The organism is Curtobacterium pomorum, from assembly GCF_044497295.1.
GTDB lineage: Bacteria > Actinomycetota > Actinomycetes > Actinomycetales > Microbacteriaceae > Curtobacterium.
The window spans coordinates 2,142,147-2,161,419 of sequence record NZ_CP172409.1 but is presented as its reverse complement, the minus strand read 5'-3'; the positions used below and the strand labels follow the sequence as shown (position 1 = coordinate 2,161,419).

The following is a 19,273-nucleotide window of genomic DNA, read 5'->3' as shown; positions in this document are numbered from 1 at the left end:
GGTGGGTCACGTCCGATCCATCCCGATGCGAGGAAGAACCACCATGGACCTGATCCTGCGCACGGCCCGCCTGACCGACGGCCGCCTGGTCGACGTCCACGTCGCCGACGGCACCATCGTCCGGGTCGCCGAGGCGGGCACGGAGGACGAGCCGACCGGCGCGGCGCACGTCGTGGACTGTGCCGGTCGCGTCGTGATCCCCGGGCTCATCGAGGCCCACCTGCACGTCGACAAGGCACTACTCGACCGCGAACGACCGAACCCCGACGGCACCCTCGCCGGCGCGATCGCGGTGACGGGGGAGCTCAAGCGCGGCTTCACCCACGACACCGTCCGTGACCGCGCCCGGAACCTGCTCGACCAGGCGATCACCAACGGCACGACACTCGTCCGGGCACACCCCGACGTCGACCCCGTCGTCGGACTGACCGGCGTCGAGGTGCTCCTCGCACTGCGCGACGAGTACCGCGACGCCCTGGACCTGCAGATCGTCGCGTTCCCGCAGGAGGGCATCGCGAAGGCGCCGGGCACGCTCGCACTGCTCCGCCGGGCGCTCGCCGCCGGGGCCGACGTGATCGGCGGCTGCACCTACAACGAGGCGACCCTGGCCGCGTGCCACGAGCACGTCGAGACCGTCCTCGACCTGGCCGAGGAGTTCGACGTGCCGGCCGACCTGCACGCTGACTTCGCCGACGACACGTCCGACCCGCGGTTCGCCCTCGCCGGGCACATCGCCGACCGCGTCGCCGCTCGCGGGCTGCAGGACCGGGTCGCCCTCGGACACGTGACCTCGCTCGCCAGCCTGCCGCCGGTCCCGCGCAGCGCCGTGCTCGCGAAGCTCGCCGCGGCCGGTGTCGCGGTGGTGCCGTTGCCCGCCACGGACCTGCACCTCGGCGGTCGCTCGGACGACCGTGACGTCCGCCGCGGGGTCGTCCCGGTGCGCGAGCTCTGGGACGCTGGCGTCACGAGCGCCTACTCGTCGAACAACGTCCGCAACGCGTTCACGCCGTTCGGCAACGCGGACCTGCTCGACATCGGGTTGCTGCTCGCGCAGGTGGGGCACCTGTCCGGCCCCGACGACCTCGGGCGCGTGCTCGAGATGGCCACGTCGTCCGCGGCCCGCGTCGTCGGCGTCGCCGAGACCCACGGCATCCGGCCGGGAGCCGCCGCCGACCTCGTCGTCCTGTCGACGACCGACCCGGCGGGGGTCCTGCTCGACCGTCCCGACCGGAACCTCGTGTTCAAGCGCGGCCGCGTCGTCGCGGAGACCACCAGGACCACCCGACTCACCACCGGGTCCACCACTCGATCGAAGGAGCTCACCCATGCGTGAACGGATCCCGCACGAGATCGTCGCCTCGGTCCTCGCCGGCACCACGGCGTTCATCGGCGGCAACGCGCTGCACCTGCCCACCTGGGCGATCTTCATCAGCTGGGCGGGGATGTTCCTGCTCGGGGCGAAGCCCACGCTCCGGAACGCCACCCGGCTCTGGGCGGCGATGCCGATCGGGTCCGCCTTCGGCCTCGTGATCGTGCTGCTCGACCAGCGCTTCGGCACGGTGCTCGGCGAGGGTCAGGCCGCGCGGAACACGGTGCTCGCGCTGCTCATCCTGGTCGTCAACTGCGCCCTGATGTACACGGGTCGGACGCGACTGTTCGGGCTCGTCCCCGGCATGTTCCTCGGGTTCGCCTCGTTCTTCGCGACGTGCTTCGGCGGCTTCGGCTTCGATCCGGGCAACGCCTGGGCGGCATGGGCCTCGGTCGTCGTGATGAACGCGCTCGGCCCGGTGTTCGCGTACCTGTCCCGACGGCTGACGTTCGCTCAGCCGACCCCGACCGGGGCGACGACGGACACGCCCGCCGCCGAGCAGCCGGTCGCAGCCCGGGTCTAGGGACCGACCGGTACGCTCGGTTCCCGTGTCACGAGTCGTCCGTCGCCCCCGCTCCGCCGTCCGGAGGCCCGTGACGATCTCCGTCGTGGCGGTCCTCGTGCTCGTCGCCGGGTACCTCGTGGCCGCGGCCGTCGTGCCGTTCGGCCCGGCGAGCGCCTCGACCACCACGTACTCGGCCCCGACGTCGAGCGTGCCGGCGCTGAGCTTCCCCGGCTACGGCGCCACCGCGGTCGAGGCCACCGACTTCCCGGAGAGCCTGCGCACCAGCGGCGACACGAAGCCGCGCTCGATCGCGAGCATCACCAAGATCGTCACCGCGCTCGTGGTGCTCGACGAGAAGCCGATGGCTGCGGGGGAGTCCGGTCCCGCGATCACCTTCACACCGAAGATGGAGTCGCTGTACGCCAAGTACGCGGCGATGAACGGCGAGGTCGCGCCGATGCCGGCCGGCCTGAAGCTCACCGAGCACCAGGCGTTCCAGGTGATGCTCATGAAGTCGGCGAACAACTACGCCGGCGCTCTCGCCATCTGGGCGTTCGGGTCGATCGCCGAGTACGAGCAGGCGGCGACGAAGTGGCTCGAGGAGCACGACCTCGACGACACCACGATCCACGAGCCGACCGGTCTCGACCCGCAGAACACGTCGACCGCCACCGACCTGGTCGACCTCGGCCAGCTCGCGCTCGCGGATCCGGTCGTCAAGGAGATCGTCGGCACGAAGGACGTCACGATCCCGACGGTCGGTGAGATCGAGAACTCGAACAAGCTCCTCGGCCTGGACGGCATCGAGGGCATCAAGACCGGCACCCTCGACGAAGCGGGCGCCTGCCTGCTGTTCGCGGCGACCTACGAGCGCGGCGGCCGCGACGTCACCGTCATCGGCGTGATGCTCGGCGGGGTCGACCACGACTCGCTCGACGTCGACGTGCAGCGGCTGCTCCGGTCGGTCGCCGACAACTTCCAGGTCGTGCCCCTCACGCACGCCGGGCAGACCTTCGGCACGTTCTCCACCCCCTGGCAGGACGAGGCCGACGCCGTCACCGCGAAGGCAGCCGAGGTCCTGGTCTGGGGGAAGACGAAGGTCCGCGCCACGGCACACCTCGACGAGGTCACCCTCGGGACGAAGGGCGAGCGGGTCGGGACGGTCCGCTTCACGGTCACGGACCACGACCCGGTGACGGTGCCGCTCGTGCTCGAGCGGACGATCGACGACCCCGGCGTCTGGTGGCGCTGGACGAACCCGTTCCAGGGCTGACGGTGCTCGCGCGCTGACGCGCACCACCCGGAGTCCGTACTGTCGGACGGGTGACGACGACGAAGACGTTCCCCCGGACCACCCCCTCCGCCCGCGACATCGACGCCCGCGGTGTGCTCGCGTTCGTCGACGCCCTCGAGTCGACCCCCGGCGTCGAGCCGCACAGCCTGATGCTGCTCCGCCACGGCCAGGTCGTCGCCCAGGGGTGGTGGCAGCCGTACGCGGCCGACCGGGTGCACCTGCTCTACTCGCTGAGCAAGAGCTTCACCGCGGCTGCGGTCGGCATCGCCGTGCGCGAGAACCTCATCGACCTCGACGCCACCGCCCTGTCGTACTTCCCCGAGCTCGACGCCGAGATCACGGACGAACGCAGCCGCCGCATCCGGGTCCGGCACCTGCTCGCGATGGCGAGCGGCCACCGCGAGGAGACCCTCGACCGCGCTCGCGCCGCCGACCCGACGAACACCGTCCGGGGCTTCCTGCTCACCCCGCCGGACGAGGAGCCCGGCTCCGTCTTCGCCTACAACCAGCCGTGCACGTACACGCTCGCGAGCATCGTCCGACGGGTCAGCGGCGGGTCCCTCGTCGAGTACCTGCGGCCGCGGCTGCTCGACCCGCTCGGCATCGACGACCTCGCCTGGCGACGCGACGAGACGGGCGCCGAACTCGGGTACAGCGGGTGCTACGCCCCGACCTCGGCGATCGCAGCGCTCGGCCAGCTCTACCTGGAGCGCGGGGTGTGGGACGGCGAGCGGATCCTCGACGAGGACTGGGTCGCCGCCGCCACGAGGACCCAGGTCGAGAACCCGGGCGAGGAGAACCCGGACTGGTCCCAGGGCTACGGCTTCCAGTTCTGGATGGCCCGCCACGGCTTCCGCGGCGACGGCGCCTACGGCCAGTTCTGCGTCGTCCTGCCCGAGCAGGACGTCGTCCTCGCGATCACGGGACAGAGCCTCGACATGCAGGCGGTCCTCGATGCGGCCTGGCAGCACCTGCTGCCCGCCGTCGACCGTCCGTCCGACGCCGACGCGGACACCGCCCTGGAGGCCCGACTCGCTTCCCTGGGACTGCCCGCGGTGCGCGGCGGCTCGCTCCCCGAGCACGTGGCCGGTCGTGCACTCCGGCTGCTGCCCGGTGCGGCGCTCGACGCCGTGGGCTTCGACCGTGGGGCCCATGGGATCCGACTGACCGTGTCAGCCGATGGAGCTTCGGCGTCGGTGCCGGTCGGAGAGGGGAAGTGGGCCGTCGAGGGTGCCCTCGCAGCGAGCGCCGCGACCCGGTCGGACGGCGCCGTGCTCGTCGCGCTCCGTTTCGTGGAGACGCCGCACCTGCTGTGGCTCCGCGTCGACCTCGCTGCCGGCACGGTCGGCACGACGTGGGAGACCGAACCGCTGCACGACGGCGCGCTGACGCTGCACCGGCCCGCCGACTGACCTGCGCCCACCACAGGGTGCACGACCCGGTTCGCGCCCCCGCACGGTCATCGCGCCCTGGGGAGTCGGGGCGCGATGACCGTGGTGGGGCGCGGCTGGAGAGGCGTGCGGACTCGGATGCCCCTCGTTCCGCTACGGGGTGTCGGACCGGTGCTCGACGACGTCCTGCAGCTCGGGGCGCTTGGCCGAGACGCCGTCGCCCGACGACGTGTGCTTGATGCGCCGGACGACCCACGGCACCAGGTACTCCTTCGCCCAGCCGAGGTCCTCGGCACGGGCTTCGCGCCAGGGCCGTGCCTCGAGCGGATCGGGGTTGAACGGCTCAAGCCCGTGCGGCACCCCGAGGGCGTCGAGCACCGCCGCGGCGATCGTCGAGTGGCCCATCGGGGAGTGGTGCAGCCGGTCCGGCGCCCACATGCGCGGGTCGCGGAGCACCCGCAGCGCCCACATGTTCGCCACCAGGGCGCCGTGCTTCAGGGCGATGGCGTGCAGGTTCTCGTTGTAGATCGCCGTCTTGCCGCGCACCATGCCGAGCACCGGCGTCATGCCGACGTCGGGGCCGGTGAAGAGCACCACGGTGGCGCCGTCGCTCCGCAGTCGCGACACCATGGCGTCCACCCGTTCGGCGAGTTCGTCCGGATCGGAGCCCGGCCGGATGATGTCGTTGCCACCGGCGGACACCGTGACCAGGTCCGGGCGGAGCGCGAGCGCCGGTTCGACCTGCTCGTCGATGATCTGCTGCAGGAGCCGCCCGCGGATCGCCAGGTTGGCGTACGCGAAGTCGTCGGACCCGTGCGCGAGCACCTCGGCGACACGGTCCGCCCACCCCCGGTTGCCCCCGGGGACCGTGGGGTCGGGGTCGCCGATCCCCTCGGTGAACGAGTCACCGATCGCGACGTACCTGGACCAAGGATGACGATCTGACACGCTCCGGACCCTAGTCTCGTGCCATGACGAAGGCCAACACGGACGCAGGCACGGACGCCGGCACGGACGCGGCACCCTGGACCGTGCCGGACGACCTGCTCGCCCGCATCGCCGACCGTGCCCCCGGGTACGACGCCGCGAACGCCTTCTGCGCCGAGGACCTCGACGAGCTCCGCTCCGCCGGCTACCTGCGCATCGGGGTCCCGGTTGCCCAGGGCGGTTCCGGACTCGGCCTCCGCGCCACGGCCGCCGTCCAGCGGACCCTCGCCCAGGCCGCGCCGGCGACGGCACTCGGCCTCGGCATGCACCAGGTGTGGGTGCAGGCGGCGCGCGCCGTGCGTGCGCGAGGCGAGTCGTTCCTCCAGGCCGTCACCGACCACGCTGCGGACGACCAGCTCCTCGCGTTCGGGGTGAGCGAACCCGGCAACGACGCCGTCCTGTTCGACTCGTCGACGACGGCGGAGCCGGACGGCGACGGCGGGTACCGCTTCACCGGCACCAAGGTGTTCACGTCCCTCGCGCCGGCGTGGGACGTGCTGAGCGTGTTCGGCAAGGACGAGACGGGGCCGGAACCGCGGCTCGTGCACGGCTTCGTGCTCCGGTCCGACGGCGACGTCGAGCACCTGGACGACTGGGACACCCTCGGCATGCGGGCGACGCAGAGCCGCACGACGAAACTGCACGGCGTGCTCGTGCCCGCCGACCGCATCGTCCGGTCGCTGCCCGTCGGACCGAACCAGGACCCGCTCGTGTTCGGGGTCTTCGCGGCGTTCGAGCTGCTCATCGCGTCGGTGTACGTCGGCGTCGCCGAGCGGGCCATCGCGCTGGCGGTCGACGCCGTCGGGCGACGCGTGGCGGCCGACGGCTCGCCCCGGTCGCAGGACCCCGACGTCCGTCGTGCGCTCGCGGACCTGCGCGGTGCCGTCGACGCGATCACCCTGCAGGTCGACGCCCTCGCCCGCTCGGTGGACGAATGCGACGAGCTCGGCGCCCGGTGGTTCCCGCTGCTCGTCGGCACGAAGGCGCGGGCGGTGGACACGGCGCAGCACGTGGTGGACGAGGCGATGCGGGTCGTCGGGGGCTCGGCGTTCCGGTCGTCGAGCGAGCTCGCCCGCCTGGCGCGCGACGTCCGGGCCGGCCAGTACCACCCGTCGTCGCGGGACTCGGCGGCGCGCACCCTCGCGACGTCGGTGCTCGGCCCGCCCGCCTGACGCGGCACCCGCGCGCGCCGGGCGCCGGGCGCGCGAGCACGGTGCGGGACTTGTGGGCTGGTGCGAGGTTGCCCGCTCCGTGCGGCCTTGTAGCGCCGCACCGAGCGATCAACCCGGCACGGATCGGGGAAGGTCGCACGGTGCTCTCGGCGCATAGCGACCTCCGCACGCCGAGCCCGTCGGCGATGTCGGTGGTGCCTGGCATCATCTCCGTGTGAGCAAGCAGGACGGTAGCAACCGGCTCGTCTCCGACGCCCCGGTGGACGACGTCTCGGCGACGGTGCTGCACGTCGACATGGACGCCTTCTTCGCGTCCGTCGAGCTGCTCGACCGGCCCGACCTGGTGGGGCTGCCGGTCATCGTCGGCCACGACTCCGACCGGTCCGTGGTCACCGCGGCGACGTACGAGGCTCGCAAGTACGGGGTGAACTCCGCGATGCCGATGGCCATCGCGAAGCGCCGCTGCCCGAACGCGATCATCGTCGAGCCGCACTTCGAGAAGTACCGCGACAAGTCCGCCGCGGTGATGGCGATCTTCGACCGGTTCACCCCGCGGGTCGAGCGGCTCGGCATCGACGAGGCGTTGCTCGACGTCGCCGGGGCGCTCCGGCTCTACGGCACGCCGTGGGAGATCGGTCGGGCCATCCGACGCACGGTCCACGCCGAGACGGGCCTGCACTGTTCGGTCGGCGCCGCATCGACCAAGTTCGTGGCGAAGCTCGCGTCGAGCCGGTCCAAGCCGGACGGGCTGCTCGTCGTCCCCGGAGCCGACACCATCGCGTTCCTGCACCCGCAGCCGGTCTCGGCGCTCTGGGGCGTCGGCGGCAAGACGCAGGAGACCCTCGAGCGCCGTGGCATCCGGACCGTCGGCGACCTGGCGAACACGCCCCTCGGGTCGCTCGTGTCCGCCCTCGGGCCCGCCGGTGGCCAGCGCCTGCACGACCTGTCGTGGGGGCGCGATCCCCGCGTCGTCGACACCGGCGTCGGCGAGAAGTCCATCGGGCACGAGGTCACGTTCGGCCACGACCTGACCGAGCGGGACGACGTCGCGCGTGAACTCCTGCGTCTCGCCGACAAGGTCGCCGTCCGCCTGCGTCACGCCGACGTGCAGGCCCGCACCGTCGCGCTCAAGGTCCGCTACACCGACTTCACCACTCTGACCCGCTCGCGGACCCTCGCCGAGCCCACCGACGTCGCCAAGCGGCTGCACCGTGAAGCCGTCGAGCTGTACGACGTGCTGCACCGGCCGGGCAACCGGATCCGGCTCATCGGGGTCCGCGGCGAGAACCTCGTGCCGGCCGCGGCGAGCAACGCGCTCTGGGACGACGACGCGCCGTGGCGCGAGACCGAGACCACGGTGGACGCGGTCGCCGCGCGGTTCGGCGCAGGCGTGCTGCGACCGGCATCTCTGGTCCGCCGGACCCCCGACGGCCACGTCCCGCACGCCAGGCAGGACTGACGGTGGCGGTAGAATCAGGTCCAGTGAGCGCAGCGGAGTACGAACAGCAGCAGCCCGCCACGCTGTGGGCCGAGTCGGGGGACGACCGGGCCGGAGACGGCGCCGCGGGGTCGACCGACACGTCGTCGGGCCCATCGTCGTCCGCGCACGCCGACGCGGTGGCGCGCGACGAGGCCGACGCGGCCGCCCTGGCCGAGGCAGCCGGCAACTCGGCCGTCCAACACCTGTCGCCGGCGTTCCCGGACCGCGCTGCGTGGGGGACCGCGTCGAAGCTCCGCGCCTGGCAGGTCGAAGCCCTCACGAAGTACTTCGAATCCGAGCCGCGCGACTTCCTCACGGCAGCGACGCCCGGCGCCGGCAAGACGACGTTCGCGCTGCGTCTGGCCACCGAGCTGCTCGCGCGCGGCACCGTCGACCGCATCGTGGTCGTCGCCCCCACCGAGCACCTCAAGCGGCAGTGGGCTGACTCCGCCGACCGCGTGGGCATCCGGATCGACCCGATGTTCAAGAACGGCGACGGCATGTTCGGCCGGCACTACCAGGGCGTCGCGATCACGTACGCCCAGGTCGGCATGAACCCCGAGGTGCACAAGAAGATCACCGAGGGCGGGCGCACCCTGGTCGTCCTCGACGAGGTCCACCACGGCGGCGACGCACTCACCTGGGGCGACGGCATCAGAGAAGCGTTCTCCGGCGCCACCCGACGACTCTCGCTGTCCGGCACGCCGTTCCGCTCCGACACCGCGCCGATCCCGTTCGTCCAGTACGCACCCGACGAGCAGGGCATCCGCACCTCGATCTCCGACTACAACTACGGCTACGGCCGCGCGCTGAAGGACGGCGTCGTCCGACCCGTGCTGTTCATGGCCTACGCCGGCCAGATGCGCTGGAAGACCCGGATGGGCGACGAGATGTCGGCCTCCCTCGGCGAACAGGTCACGAAGGACATCACCGCACAGGCGTGGCGCACCGCGCTGTCTCCCGAGGGCGAGTGGATGCCGGCCGTGCTGTCCGCGGCGGACAAGCGCCTCACCGAGGTGCGCCGTGGTGTGCCCGACGCCGGCGGTCTGGTGATCGCGACGGACACCACCACGGCCCGCGCGTACGCCCGGATCCTGCAGCAGATCACCGGGGAGCGGCCGACCGTCGTCCTGTCCGACGAAGCCGCCGGGTCCAGCCGGATCAGTGCGTTCGCCGACGACACCTCGCGGTGGATGGTCGCCGTCCGCATGGTGTCCGAGGGGGTCGACGTCCCGCGGCTCTGCGTCGGGGTCTACGCCACGAGTGCCAGCACCCCGCTGTTCTTCGCCCAGGTGATCGGCCGCTTCGTGCGTGCTCGCCGCCGTGGGGAGACCGCGTCGGTGTTCCTGCCCAGCGTGCCCGGCCTGATGGCGCTGGCCGCGACCCTCGAGCTCGAACGCGACCACGCCCTCGACCGTCCCAAGGACGCCGACGACGGCATGTACAACCCCGAAGACGCGATGGTCGCCGAGGCCAACAAGGAGGACCGGGCGTCCGAGAGCCTGCTCGAGGTCCAGCCGTTCGAGGCGCTCGACTCGCAGGCGTCGTTCGACCGCGTCCTCTACGACGGCGGCGAGTTCGGCACCGGCGGCGAGGTCGGGTCGCTCGAGGAACTCGACTTCATCGGCATCCCCGGGCTGCTCGAACCCGACCAGGTGCGCGACCTGCTCCGGGCGCGCCAGGCGACCCAGGCGAAGCGCTCCAAGGGCCGCACCGTCAAGGACGGCCTGCCGAAGGCCGCCGAGCCCGAGAACCGCCCGATGTACATGACGATCAAGGAGCAGCGCACCGAGCTCGCCCGGCTCGTGTCCATCTGGTCGCGGCACTCGAACGAGCCGCACGGCGCCATCCACGCCGAACTCCGGCGGATCAGCGGTGGCCCGGCGGTGGCGCAGGCGAGCATCGAGCAGATCCAGAAGCGCATCGACGTCCTGCGCTCCCGCATCGGCGGGCGCCGGTGACGGGTGCGGTCCGGGCGGTCCGCCCGTGATCGAGTCCGTCGACGACCGCACCTGGTACGTCAAACGCGACGCGGAGTCCTCTCCCGAGGCGATCATCGACCGGTTCGGGGGCGGCTACCGGCTGCGACGGTTCTCGCTCACCGAGTCCCGACGGACCCCGCACGGCGTCTACACGGGTGTCGACCTGGCGGAGACGGCCTGGTGGCGGCTGCGCGACAGGCCGCGCAGCTCATGACGCGCCAAGCCAAAGTCCGGTAGACCGGAGGAATGGCAGACTCGATCCCTCACGTCCTCGTCCTCGGCGGCGGCTCCGCTGGCTACAGCACCGTCAAGCAGCTGCAGAAGCACGCAGCGACCGTGCCCATGCGCATCACGCTCGTGGACCAGAACACCTACTACACGTACCTGCCGTTCCTGCCCGAGGTCGCCGGCGGCCACATCGCCCCGAAGGACGTCACCGTCGAACTGCGCCGTGCGCTGCGCAAGACCCGCGTCATCCAGGGCAAGGTCACCGGGATCTCGTCGGCGGACAAGACCGTCTCGATCGCGACCGCCGGTGGCGACGACCGCACGCTCGGCTACGACCAGCTCGTCGTCGCGCTCGGCTCGGTCACCCGCACCTTCCCGACCCCCGGGCTCGAGGAGTACGGCGTCGGCTTCAAGAGCGTGGAAGAGGCCGCCTACGTGCGCGCCAAGCTCCTCGACAACATCGCCAAGGCAGCTGCCACGCGTGACGAGGACGAACGTCGTCGTCTGCTCACCAGCGTCTTCGTCGGCGGTGGCTACACCGGTGTCGAGGCGATCGGCGAGCTCTTCGACGTCTCGCAGGCCGCCATCAAGACCTACCCGTCGCTCGCGGGGGAGCAGCCCCGCTGGATCCTCATCGACGCACTCGACCGTGTCGCGCCCGAGGTCGGCCCCGAGCTGTCCAAGTGGACGCTCGAGTCGCTCCGCGCCCGTGGCATCGACGTGCGTCTGAAGACCACCATGCCGAGCGCCGAGGACGGCATCGTCAAGCTCTCCGACGGCGACGAGATCCCGACCGGGCTGCTCGTGTGGACCGCCGGCGTCAAGCCGAACCCGCTGCTCGACGCCTCCGACCTGCCCCGCGGACCGAAGGGGCACCTCGCCGCCAACGCGAAGCTCCAGGTCGAGGCAGAGGACACGCACGAGGTCGTCCCCGGTGTCTGGGGCCTCGGTGACGTCGCGCAGGTGCCCGACCTGACCGCCGACAAGCAGCCGGCGTTCTACCCGCCGAACGCGCAGAACGCCGTGCGCCAGGCCGTCGTGGCGGCGGACAACGTCGTCGCGACGATCACCGGCAAGCCCCTCGAGGAGTACCGCCACCCCTCGATCGGCACGGTCGCGTCGTACGGTGTCGCCAAGGGTGCCGCGAACATCAAGGGCATCAAGATGACGAACCTGCTGGCCTGGCTCGCCCACCGCGCGTACCACGTGTACGCGATGCCGACGCTGAACCGCAAGGCGCGCATCGTCATCGGCTGGGTCACCGGCGCCGTCTCGGGCCGCGACGCGACCTCGCTCATCAAGGAGACGGACCCGCGTCGCAACTTCGTCGAGGCGTCGAAGAGCTAGGAGACGGAACGCGGCATCAGGCCGCAATTTCGTCGAGGCGTCGAAGAGCTCGACGCAACCACCTGATGGACGGGAGGCGCGGTGCCAGCTGGCGCCGCGCCTCCCGTCCGTCTGTGCGCGCGCTGCAACCCGTGCCCCCGGCCGGACCCGCAACGACACCATCGATGTCGTACGACGTCGACGTTGTCGCCGGCGCGCGCCGGCAACTGTTGTGCCCGACCCGCAACGACACCATCGATGTCGTACGACGTCGATCTTGTCGCCCGGCCGTGAGCGCAGCGAGCTGGCCGTCCCCGAGGCGGTGACGCCCTGAGCGCAGCGATGGCGGCACTCGCCGGGAGGCACAACAGAAAATGCCCCCGGACCGAAAGGTCAGGGGGCATTGCATGTTCTGTGTCCGAAGGGGGACTTGAACCCCCACGCCCTAATACGGGCACTAGCACCTCAAGCTAGCGCGTCTACCAATTCCGCCATCCGGACTGGATGTGTGGCGATTTCACCGGGTTTCCCCGGCGTCCCTGCCGAGAGAAAACACTAGCACGGGTCTGAACGCCCGATGAACACGGCCGCGCATCCCGGGCGCGTCCAGCCGTGGCGCCCCGCGGTGTCGCGCGGCGTCTCCGGGCCGAGCAGCGTCGGTGCGCACCGATACCGTGGTGGCATGACGAACCCGGAGCCGACCGCGACCGAGCTCGAGGCCACCGCGGCGATCGCGCGTGACCTCATCCGCATCGACACGACGAACTGGGGCGAGGGGAAGTCGCGCGGTGAGACCGAGGCGGCGCACTACGTCGAGGACAAGCTGCGCGGGCTGGGCCTCGAGCCGCAGCTGTTCGAGTCCGAGCCGGACCGCGTGAGCGTCGTGGCACGCGTCCCTGGTCGGAACCGGGACAAGCCGGCGCTGGTGGTGCACGGACACCTCGACGTCGTGCCGGCCGACCCGGCGAACTGGTCGGTCGACCCGTTCGGCGGCGTGGTCAAAGACGGGTCGCTGTGGGGGCGGGGTGCCGTCGACATGAAGAACATGGACGCGATGATGCTCACGTCGCTGGCGGACGTCATCGAGCAGCACGGGGCTCCCGAGCGCGATCTCGTGATCGCCTACTTCGCCGACGAGGAAGCCGGGGGAGTCCTCGGTTCGCACCACGTCGTCGAGCACCACCCCGAGGTCTTCGCCGGGGCCAGCGCCGCCATCAGTGAGGTGGGCGGGTACTCGATCACCCTCGGCGACCGCCGCGCCTACCTGCTGCAGACGGGTGAGAAGGCGCTGATGTGGATCAAGCTCGTCGCGCGCGGCACGGCGGCACACGGTTCCCACGTCATCCGCGACAACGCGGTGACGAAGCTCGCCGCGGCCGTCGCCCGGATCGGCAGCGAGGAGTGGCCGGTGCGCCTGTCGGCCACGACGGACGCGATGGTCGCCGAGGTCGCTCGGTTCCTCGGTGTCGACCCGACGGTGACCGGCCCGGACGAGGTCGCGCTGGCGACGGGTTCGGCCTCGCGGTTCATCCACGCCGCCCTGCACACCACGACGAACCCGACGGTCCTGACCGCGGGCTACAAGCACAACGTGATCCCGGACACGGCCGAGGCGCTCGTCGACATCCGCTGCCTGCCCGGTGACGAGGAGTCGGTCCTCGCTCGCGTGCGGGAGCTCGCCGGCGACGAGGTCGAGGTCGTGATGTCGTTCCGCGACATCGGTCTCGAGCAGGACTTCGGCGGACCGCTCGTCGACGCCGTGCGCGACGTCCTCGGTCGCCACGACCCGGGCGCTCCGGTCCTGCCGTACCTGCTGTCCGGCGGCACGGACAACAAGGCGCTGTCGACGCTCGGGATCGCGGGGTACGGCTTCGTGCCGCTCCAGCTGCCCGCAGGGGTGGACTTCCCGGCGATGTTCCACGGCGTCGACGAGCGGGTGCCGCTCGACTCGCTGGCCTTCGGTCGGCGCGTCCTCGGGGACCTCCTGGCCACGTACTGATATTGTTCATGGTCGCCTCCGTGGCGGTGTCCTGACCGCCCTCCCCCGAAAGGCCCGTGCGTGCACATCCTCGAGGCGATCTTCCTCGGCTTCGTCCAGGGACTCACCGAGTTCCTGCCGGTGTCCTCCAGCGCGCACCTGCGCATCGTCGGGCTGTTCCTGCCCGACGCGAAGGACCCGGGCGCGGCCTTCACCGCGGTGACGCAGCTCGGCACCGAGACCGCGGTGCTCATCTACTTCTGGAAGGACATCACCCGGATCATCGGACGGTGGTTCCGTTCGGTGTTCCGTCGTGACGTCCCGAAGGGCGACCCCGACGTGCGGCTCGGGTGGCTCGTGATCCTCGGGACGATCCCGATCGGCATCGCGGGGCTCCTGTTGAAGGACTCCATCGAGACCACGTTCCGCTCGCTGTGGATCGTCGCGATCGTGCTCATCGTCTTCGGCATCGTGCTCGGCGTGCTCGACGTCGTCGGCCGCAAGGAGCGCCGGATCGAGCACATGACCTTCGGCGGCGGCATCCTGATCGGGCTCGCCCAGGTGCTGGCGCTCGTCCCCGGGGTGTCCCGCTCCGGCGCGACCGTGTCGATGGGGCTCGCGCTCGGGTACACGCGACCAGCTGCCGCGCGGTTCGCGTTCCTGCTGGCGGTGCCGGCCGTGTTCCTCTCCGGTCTGTACGAGGCCGCGACGAGCCTCGGGGACCACGGGGCGCCGTTCGGACTCGCCGACACGCTCATCGCGACGGTTGTGGCGTTCATCGTCGGGTTCGTGGTGATCGCGGCGTTCATGAACTACATCAGCAAGCGCAGTTTCATGCCGTTCGTCGTGTACCGCATCGCACTCGGTATCGTTCTCATCGTGTTGTTGTCGCTCGGAGTGATCCAGCCGTGAGGGCCTGGCAGGCCCCGTCCGTCCCCGACGTCCCCGGCGCAGCGCCGCGGCCCGTCGTGCACGACACCGCCACCGGGAAGCCGGTCGACCCGACGCACGGCGACGAGCGCGCCGCGCTGTACGTGTGCGGGATCACCCCGTACGACGCCACGCACCTCGGCCACGCGGCGACGTACCTGGCGTTCGACACGCTGGGCCGCGCCTGGCGCGACGCCGGCCTCGACGTCGAGTACGCCCAGAACGTCACCGACGTCGACGACCCCCTGCTCGAGCGCGCCACCCGCGACGGCGTCGACTGGCGCGAGCTCGCCGCCTCGCAGATCGACCTGTTCCGCCGCGACATGGAGTCGCTCCGGATCCTGCCGCCCGACGACTTCGTGGCCGTCACGGACGAGGTCGACCGCGTTGCCGAGGCCGTTGCGTTCCTGCAGGAGACCGGTTCCGCCTACGAGGTCCCCACCCCGGACGCCGAGGGCGACGATCTCTACTTCGACGTGAACCACCCCACCGACGCGTGGTCGCTCGGCGACGAGAGCGGCCTGGACCGCGAGACCATGCTCACGCTCGCCGCCGAGCGTGGCGGCGACCCGGAGCGCCCCGGCAAGCGCGACCCCCTCGACCCGCTGCTCTGGCGCGCGGCCCGCGACGGTGAGCCGAGCTGGGACTCCGAGATCGGCCCCGGCCGGCCCGGCTGGCACATCGAGTGCAGCGTCATCGCCGGCGACCGCCTCGGCCTGCCGATCAGCGTGCAGGGCGGTGGCAGTGACCTCGTCTTCCCGCACCACGAGATGAGCGCGGGGCACGCAGCCGCGCTGGCGCACCAGCCCTTGGCACACGCGTTCGTGCACACCGGGATGATCGCCTACCAGGGCACGAAGATCTCGAAGTCGCTCGGCAACCTCGTCACGGTGCGTGGGCTGCTCGACGACGGCGCGGACCCCCGTGCGATCCGGCTCGCACTGCTGTCGCACAAGTACTCCGACGACTGGGAGTGGTTCGACGCCGAGCTCACGAGTGCCACGACGCGGCTCGCGACCTGGGACGCATGGGCGTCGGGTGCATCTGCAGGGCACGCCGACGACGCGGCCGACGTCGCGTCGCGGATCCGGGCGCGGGTGTCCGACGACCTCGACACGCCGGGCGCGGTCGCCGCGGTCGACACGGCGATCGCTGGCGGCACGGCGTGCACGCCGGAGCTCGCCGACCTGATCGACGCTCTGCTCGGCATCCGCCTGGGCTGACGCGGGCCCCGGGGCGGGGGCTGTCCCCACGCTCGGCCGCGTGCGCCTCGTCGAGGTTCCACGACATGCCGCGCGCGTGCCGCCGAGGTTCCACGAACGGCCGTGTGCGGCCGCGAGATGCCGAGATCTCGGAACCTCGGCGGTCGCGGACGGGCGCGTTGGGCGCGTTGGACGCGACCGTCGGGGGACGGGAGGCCCGTGGCGGGCTGGCACCGTGCCTCCCGTCCGCCGATCGGTCGTGACGGGCCTTGTGCTTGCGGCCGGCAGATGGCGACCGCTCGACGGGCGCGAGCCGCGCGACACGCCATGGGCGTCGCGCGCAGGTTCCACGGACGGCAGTGTGCGGCGGCGACATGCCGAGATTTTGGAACCTCGGCGAACGGGGCCGGGCGCGCCCGCCCCGCCCGCGCCCTACTGCTGGGGCGGCTGCGGGGGACGCCAGGGCCCCTCGCCACCGGCGGTGCCGCCGTCCTTGCCGTCCTTGTGCTCGCGGCGCCGCAGGTACTGCTCGAACTCCTGCGCGATCGCGTCGCCCGAGGCCTCGGGGGAGTCGACGGTGTCACGGGCCTGCTCGAGCTGCCCGATGTAGGACGCCATGTCCTCGTCGTCGGCGGCGAGGGCGTCGATGCCGTCCTCCCACTCGGTGGCGTCGTCGAGCAGCGTGCCGCGGGGCACGGTGACGTCGGTGAGCTCCTCGATCTTGTCGAGCAGCGAGAGCGTGGCCTTGGGCGACGGCGAGTTGTGCACGTAGTGCGGGACCGAAGCCCAGAGCGACAGCGTGGTCAGCCCGGCCTTGTCCATCGCGTCGGCCAGGACGCCGAGGATGCCCGTCGGACCCTCGTACGACGACTTGTCGACGTCGAACGCGGTGCGGACGCCGGCGTTCTCGCTCGACACGAAGACCGAGATCGGTCGGGTGTGCGGGACGTCGGCGAGCATCGCGCCCACGAAGACGACGGCGTCGATCGAGTACACGTCGGCGAGGTCGATGATCTCCGCGCAGAAGCCGCGCCAGGTGCGCGAGGGCTCCGGCCCGACGAGCACGAACACGTCGCGGTCGGTCGGGGAGCCGGTGGCGCCGATGACGGGCCGGCCCTCGGCGCCGGGGCCGTGCAGCACGATGCGGGGCCACTGCACCCCGCGGGCGCCGGTCTCGTCGGACCCCATGGTCGGACGGTTGAACTGGTAGTCGACGTACCGCTCCCCGTCGAGCTCACGCAGCTCGTCGAGCCCGAGCGACTCGACGATGCGTCGGGCGAGTCCGCTCGCGGCTTCGCCGGCGTCGTTCCAGCCCTCGAAGGCGACGACGAGCAACCGGCCGTCGCTGAAGGGGGAGTGCTGTGGCACGGAGCGGACCTCCTGGTGGTGGAGCGGAGCGGGGCGGGTGCGACGAGGCACCCGGCCGGACACGATTCAGGCATCCACTGTAGGCCCCGGCAGCGCTCCCGCACGTGCGCGTCCGCGCCCAGCGGAACGGCCCCGGTAGACTCGTCGCCCGTGACCGCGCATCCTCCTGCCCTCGTCCCGCCCGCAGCCGTGCTGTGGGACATGGACGGCACGATCATCGACACCGAGCCGATCTGGCAGCGCTCCCAGGTCGACCTGACGAACCGCTACGGCGCCGAGTGGACCCACGAGGACGGCCTGTCCCTGGTCGGTTCCGGTCTCGAGCGCTCCGGCGAACTCCTGCGCGCCAAGGGCGTCGACATGGAGGTCGAGGAGATCATCCAGTGGATGACCGACTACGTGATGGAGCACCTGCGCGCCGGCGAGCTGCCGTGGCGTCCGGGCGCCCGCGAACTCGTCGAGGAGCTCCACGCCCGCGGGATCCCCACCGCCCTGGTCACCATGTCCCGCCGGAAGATGGCGCTCGTCGCCGCCGAGGCACTGGGCGAGCGCGGGTTCCGCGTCGTCGTGGCCGGTGACGACGTCGACCGTCCGAAGCCGTTCCCGGACGCCTACCTGTCCGCCGCGGCCCAGCTCGGCGTCGAGCCCACCGCGTGCGTCGCGATCGAGGACTCCGCCACCGGCGTCGCGTCGGCCGTCGCCTCGGGCGCCGTCACGATCGCCGTCGAGCACATCGTCCCGCTGTCCGAGATCGCCGGCGGCGACGTGCACCTGACCACCCTGTCGGGTGTCGACGTCGACCGCCTGGTCGAGTTGACGACGCCGGCACTGGCTGCGCGCGTTCTCGGCACGGGAGGCGCGGTGCCGGACCCGGCACACGCGGCGGACACCGAGGGGGTCACCCGATGAACCACACCGACGACCCGACCGCAGCGCTCCCGCACACCGCCGGTGGCGCACCGCACACGCCGCCGCGCGGCCCGTTCCGGGCCGGCGACCGCGTGCAGCTGACGGGTCCGAAGGGCAAGCTCACGACGCTGTCCCTCGAGACCGCCGGCGAGTACCACACGCACCGCGGGGTGCTCCGGCACGACGACGTCATCGGTCAGCCGGACGGCTCGGTGATCCGTGCCAGCACGGGTGACGAGTACCTCGCGCTCCGTCCGCTGCTCAACGACTACGTGATGTCGATGCCGCGCGGCGCCGCGATCGTCTACCCGAAGGACGCCGCCCAGATCGTGGCGTTCGCGGACGTCTTCCCGGGCGCCCGGGTGGTCGAGGCCGGTGTCGGTTCCGGCGCCCTCTCGCTGTTCCTGCTGCGGGCGATCGGACCGACCGGGCAGCTGCAGTCCTTCGAACGTCGCGAGGAGTTCGCCGCGATCGCGCAGGGCAACGTCGGCACGTTCCTCGGCGCCGTCCCGGACAACTGGTCCGTGACCGTCGGCGACCTGGTCGAGGAGCTGCCCGGCGCCGTCCAGGAGCAGAGCGTCGATCGCGTCGTCCTCGACATGCTCGCGCCCTGGGAGTGCGTCGACGCCGCAGCGGACGCCCTCGTGCCCGGCGGGCTCATCGTCTGCTACGTCGCCACCGTCACCCAGCTGTCCCGCACGGCCGAGGCCCTGCGCGACACCGGGCGCTTCACCGACCCGATGCCGAGCGAGACGCTGGTGCGCACCTGGCACGTCGAGGGCCTCGCCGTCCGCCCGGACCACCGCATGGTCGGGCACACCGGGTTCCTCATCACGGCCCGTCGACTGGCCGACGGCACGGTCCTGCCGAACCTGAAGCGCCGAGCGGGCAAGGTCGAGTTCTCCGACGAGGACATCGAGGCCTGGACCCCGGGCGCCGTCGGCGAACGGGCGACGAGCGACAAGAAGCTCCGCAAGGTCGCACGGCAGTCGGCGGCGCAGGCCCGCAAGGTCGCCGCAGCCGAGGCCGGGTCCGCAGCCGCCGTCGCCGAGGGGTCCGGGGCACCGTCCGAGCCCGTCGGCGACGCGTCCGAGCCGGCCGACGGCGACCGGTAGGCTGACGGTCGTGCCCGTCCTGCATCGAACGGAAAGA

General features: G+C 71.8%; 16 protein-coding genes and 1 tRNA gene. 14 read left to right on the top strand and 3 right to left on the bottom strand.

The genetic code is table 11. The features are described from left to right. The first annotated feature begins 43 nt into the window (after positions 1 to 43). From ACGH48_RS10380 to ACGH48_RS10365, 4 genes are read left to right on the top strand one after another with little or no spacing between them, the layout of a single operon-like run. Positions 44 to 1,333, top strand: coding sequence for an amidohydrolase family protein (locus ACGH48_RS10380; RefSeq protein WP_396288478.1), 1,290 nt, complete (start codon positions 44 to 46; stop codon positions 1,331 to 1,333). Next, positions 1,326 to 1,892 (top strand): DUF1097 domain-containing protein, encoded by a 567-nt coding sequence (locus tag ACGH48_RS10375; RefSeq protein ID WP_396288476.1) that lies wholly within the window; start codon positions 1,326 to 1,328, stop codon positions 1,890 to 1,892. Before ACGH48_RS10380 ends, ACGH48_RS10375 begins: the two co-directional genes overlap by 8 nt. 25 nt (positions 1,893 to 1,917) lie before the next feature. After that, positions 1,918 to 3,147 carry a D-alanyl-D-alanine carboxypeptidase family protein gene (locus tag ACGH48_RS10370; protein ID WP_123312583.1) on the top strand — a complete coding sequence of 410 codons (1,230 nt, stop codon included), beginning with the start codon at positions 1,918 to 1,920 and terminating at the stop codon, positions 3,145 to 3,147. Between the two features lie 50 nt (positions 3,148 to 3,197). Then, complete coding sequence (locus ACGH48_RS10365) at positions 3,198 to 4,580, top strand: serine hydrolase domain-containing protein (protein WP_396288474.1); 1,383 nt, start codon at positions 3,198 to 3,200, stop codon at positions 4,578 to 4,580. A 132-nt stretch (positions 4,581 to 4,712) separates the two neighbouring features. On the opposite strand, the gene ACGH48_RS10360 is transcribed toward ACGH48_RS10365, so the two are convergent. Beyond that, positions 4,713 to 5,507, bottom strand: coding sequence for an SGNH/GDSL hydrolase family protein (locus ACGH48_RS10360; protein WP_123312585.1), 795 nt, complete (start codon positions 5,505 to 5,507; stop codon positions 4,713 to 4,715). A 23-nt stretch (positions 5,508 to 5,530) separates the two neighbouring features. Here ACGH48_RS10360 and ACGH48_RS10355 point away from each other — a divergent pair, with 23 nt between their 5' ends. The 5 genes from ACGH48_RS10355 (at position 5,531) to ACGH48_RS10335 (ending at position 11,755) form a co-directional block, all read left to right on the top strand. Next, positions 5,531 to 6,718, top strand: coding sequence for an acyl-CoA dehydrogenase family protein (locus ACGH48_RS10355; RefSeq protein ID WP_396288471.1), 1,188 nt, complete (start codon positions 5,531 to 5,533; stop codon positions 6,716 to 6,718). Between the two features lie 214 nt (positions 6,719 to 6,932). Beyond that, positions 6,933 to 8,177 (top strand): DNA polymerase IV, encoded by a 1,245-nt coding sequence (dinB, locus tag ACGH48_RS10350; protein WP_396288469.1) that lies wholly within the window; start codon positions 6,933 to 6,935, stop codon positions 8,175 to 8,177. 188 nt (positions 8,178 to 8,365) lie between these two features. Continuing rightward, positions 8,366 to 10,159, top strand: a complete 1,794-nt coding sequence (locus ACGH48_RS10345) for a DEAD/DEAH box helicase (protein ID WP_123313104.1) — start codon at positions 8,366 to 8,368, stop codon at positions 10,157 to 10,159. Positions 10,160 to 10,184: 25 nt separating this feature from the next. After that, positions 10,185 to 10,394 carry a hypothetical protein gene (locus tag ACGH48_RS10340; protein WP_222657741.1) on the top strand — a complete coding sequence of 70 codons (210 nt, stop codon included), beginning with the start codon at positions 10,185 to 10,187 and terminating at the stop codon, positions 10,392 to 10,394. 32 nt (positions 10,395 to 10,426) lie between these two features. Beyond that, positions 10,427 to 11,755, top strand: a complete 1,329-nt coding sequence (locus ACGH48_RS10335; RefSeq protein ID WP_222657740.1) for an NAD(P)/FAD-dependent oxidoreductase — start codon at positions 10,427 to 10,429, stop codon at positions 11,753 to 11,755. Positions 11,756 to 12,149: 394 nt separating this feature from the next. Here ACGH48_RS10335 and ACGH48_RS10330 read toward each other — a convergent pair. Then, a tRNA-Leu gene (locus ACGH48_RS10330) sits at positions 12,150 to 12,235 on the bottom strand. 181 nt (positions 12,236 to 12,416) lie between these two features. Between ACGH48_RS10330 and ACGH48_RS10325 the strand changes: the two genes are divergently transcribed. Genes ACGH48_RS10325 through mshC form a run of 3 tightly spaced genes read left to right on the top strand, consistent with a single transcriptional unit; the run spans position 12,417 to position 15,865 of the window. Continuing rightward, on the top strand, positions 12,417 to 13,733 hold the full coding sequence (locus tag ACGH48_RS10325) for a M20/M25/M40 family metallo-hydrolase (protein WP_396288467.1): 1,317 nt from the start codon (positions 12,417 to 12,419) through the stop codon (positions 13,731 to 13,733). A 60-nt stretch (positions 13,734 to 13,793) separates the two neighbouring features. Further along, positions 13,794 to 14,624, top strand: coding sequence for an undecaprenyl-diphosphate phosphatase (locus ACGH48_RS10320; RefSeq protein ID WP_396288465.1), 831 nt, complete (start codon positions 13,794 to 13,796; stop codon positions 14,622 to 14,624). Continuing rightward, entirely contained in the window at positions 14,621 to 15,865 is a 1,245-nt protein-coding gene (gene mshC / locus ACGH48_RS10315; protein WP_396288463.1) for a cysteine--1-D-myo-inosityl 2-amino-2-deoxy-alpha-D-glucopyranoside ligase, read from the top strand. The genes ACGH48_RS10320 and mshC overlap by 4 nt, the downstream gene beginning before the upstream one ends. Positions 15,866 to 16,276: 411 nt before the next feature. Here the strand turns inward: mshC and ACGH48_RS10310 are convergent, their stop codons facing one another. Continuing rightward, complete coding sequence (locus ACGH48_RS10310; protein WP_123312593.1) at positions 16,277 to 17,212, bottom strand: proteasome assembly chaperone family protein; 936 nt, start codon at positions 17,210 to 17,212, stop codon at positions 16,277 to 16,279. 150 nt (positions 17,213 to 17,362) lie between these two features. On the opposite strand from ACGH48_RS10310, the gene ACGH48_RS10305 reads away from it, so the two are divergent. Both ACGH48_RS10305 and ACGH48_RS10300 read left to right on the top strand, forming a co-directional pair. Continuing rightward, the gene (locus ACGH48_RS10305) at positions 17,363 to 18,121 is read left to right on the top strand and encodes an HAD family hydrolase (RefSeq protein WP_396288461.1); all 759 of its coding nucleotides are present in this window, start codon (positions 17,363 to 17,365) and stop codon (positions 18,119 to 18,121) included. Continuing rightward, positions 18,118 to 19,236, top strand: coding sequence for a tRNA (adenine-N1)-methyltransferase (locus ACGH48_RS10300; protein WP_260233027.1), 1,119 nt, complete (start codon positions 18,118 to 18,120; stop codon positions 19,234 to 19,236). Before ACGH48_RS10305 ends, ACGH48_RS10300 begins: the two co-directional genes overlap by 4 nt. Positions 19,237 to 19,273: the final 37 nt, after the last annotated feature.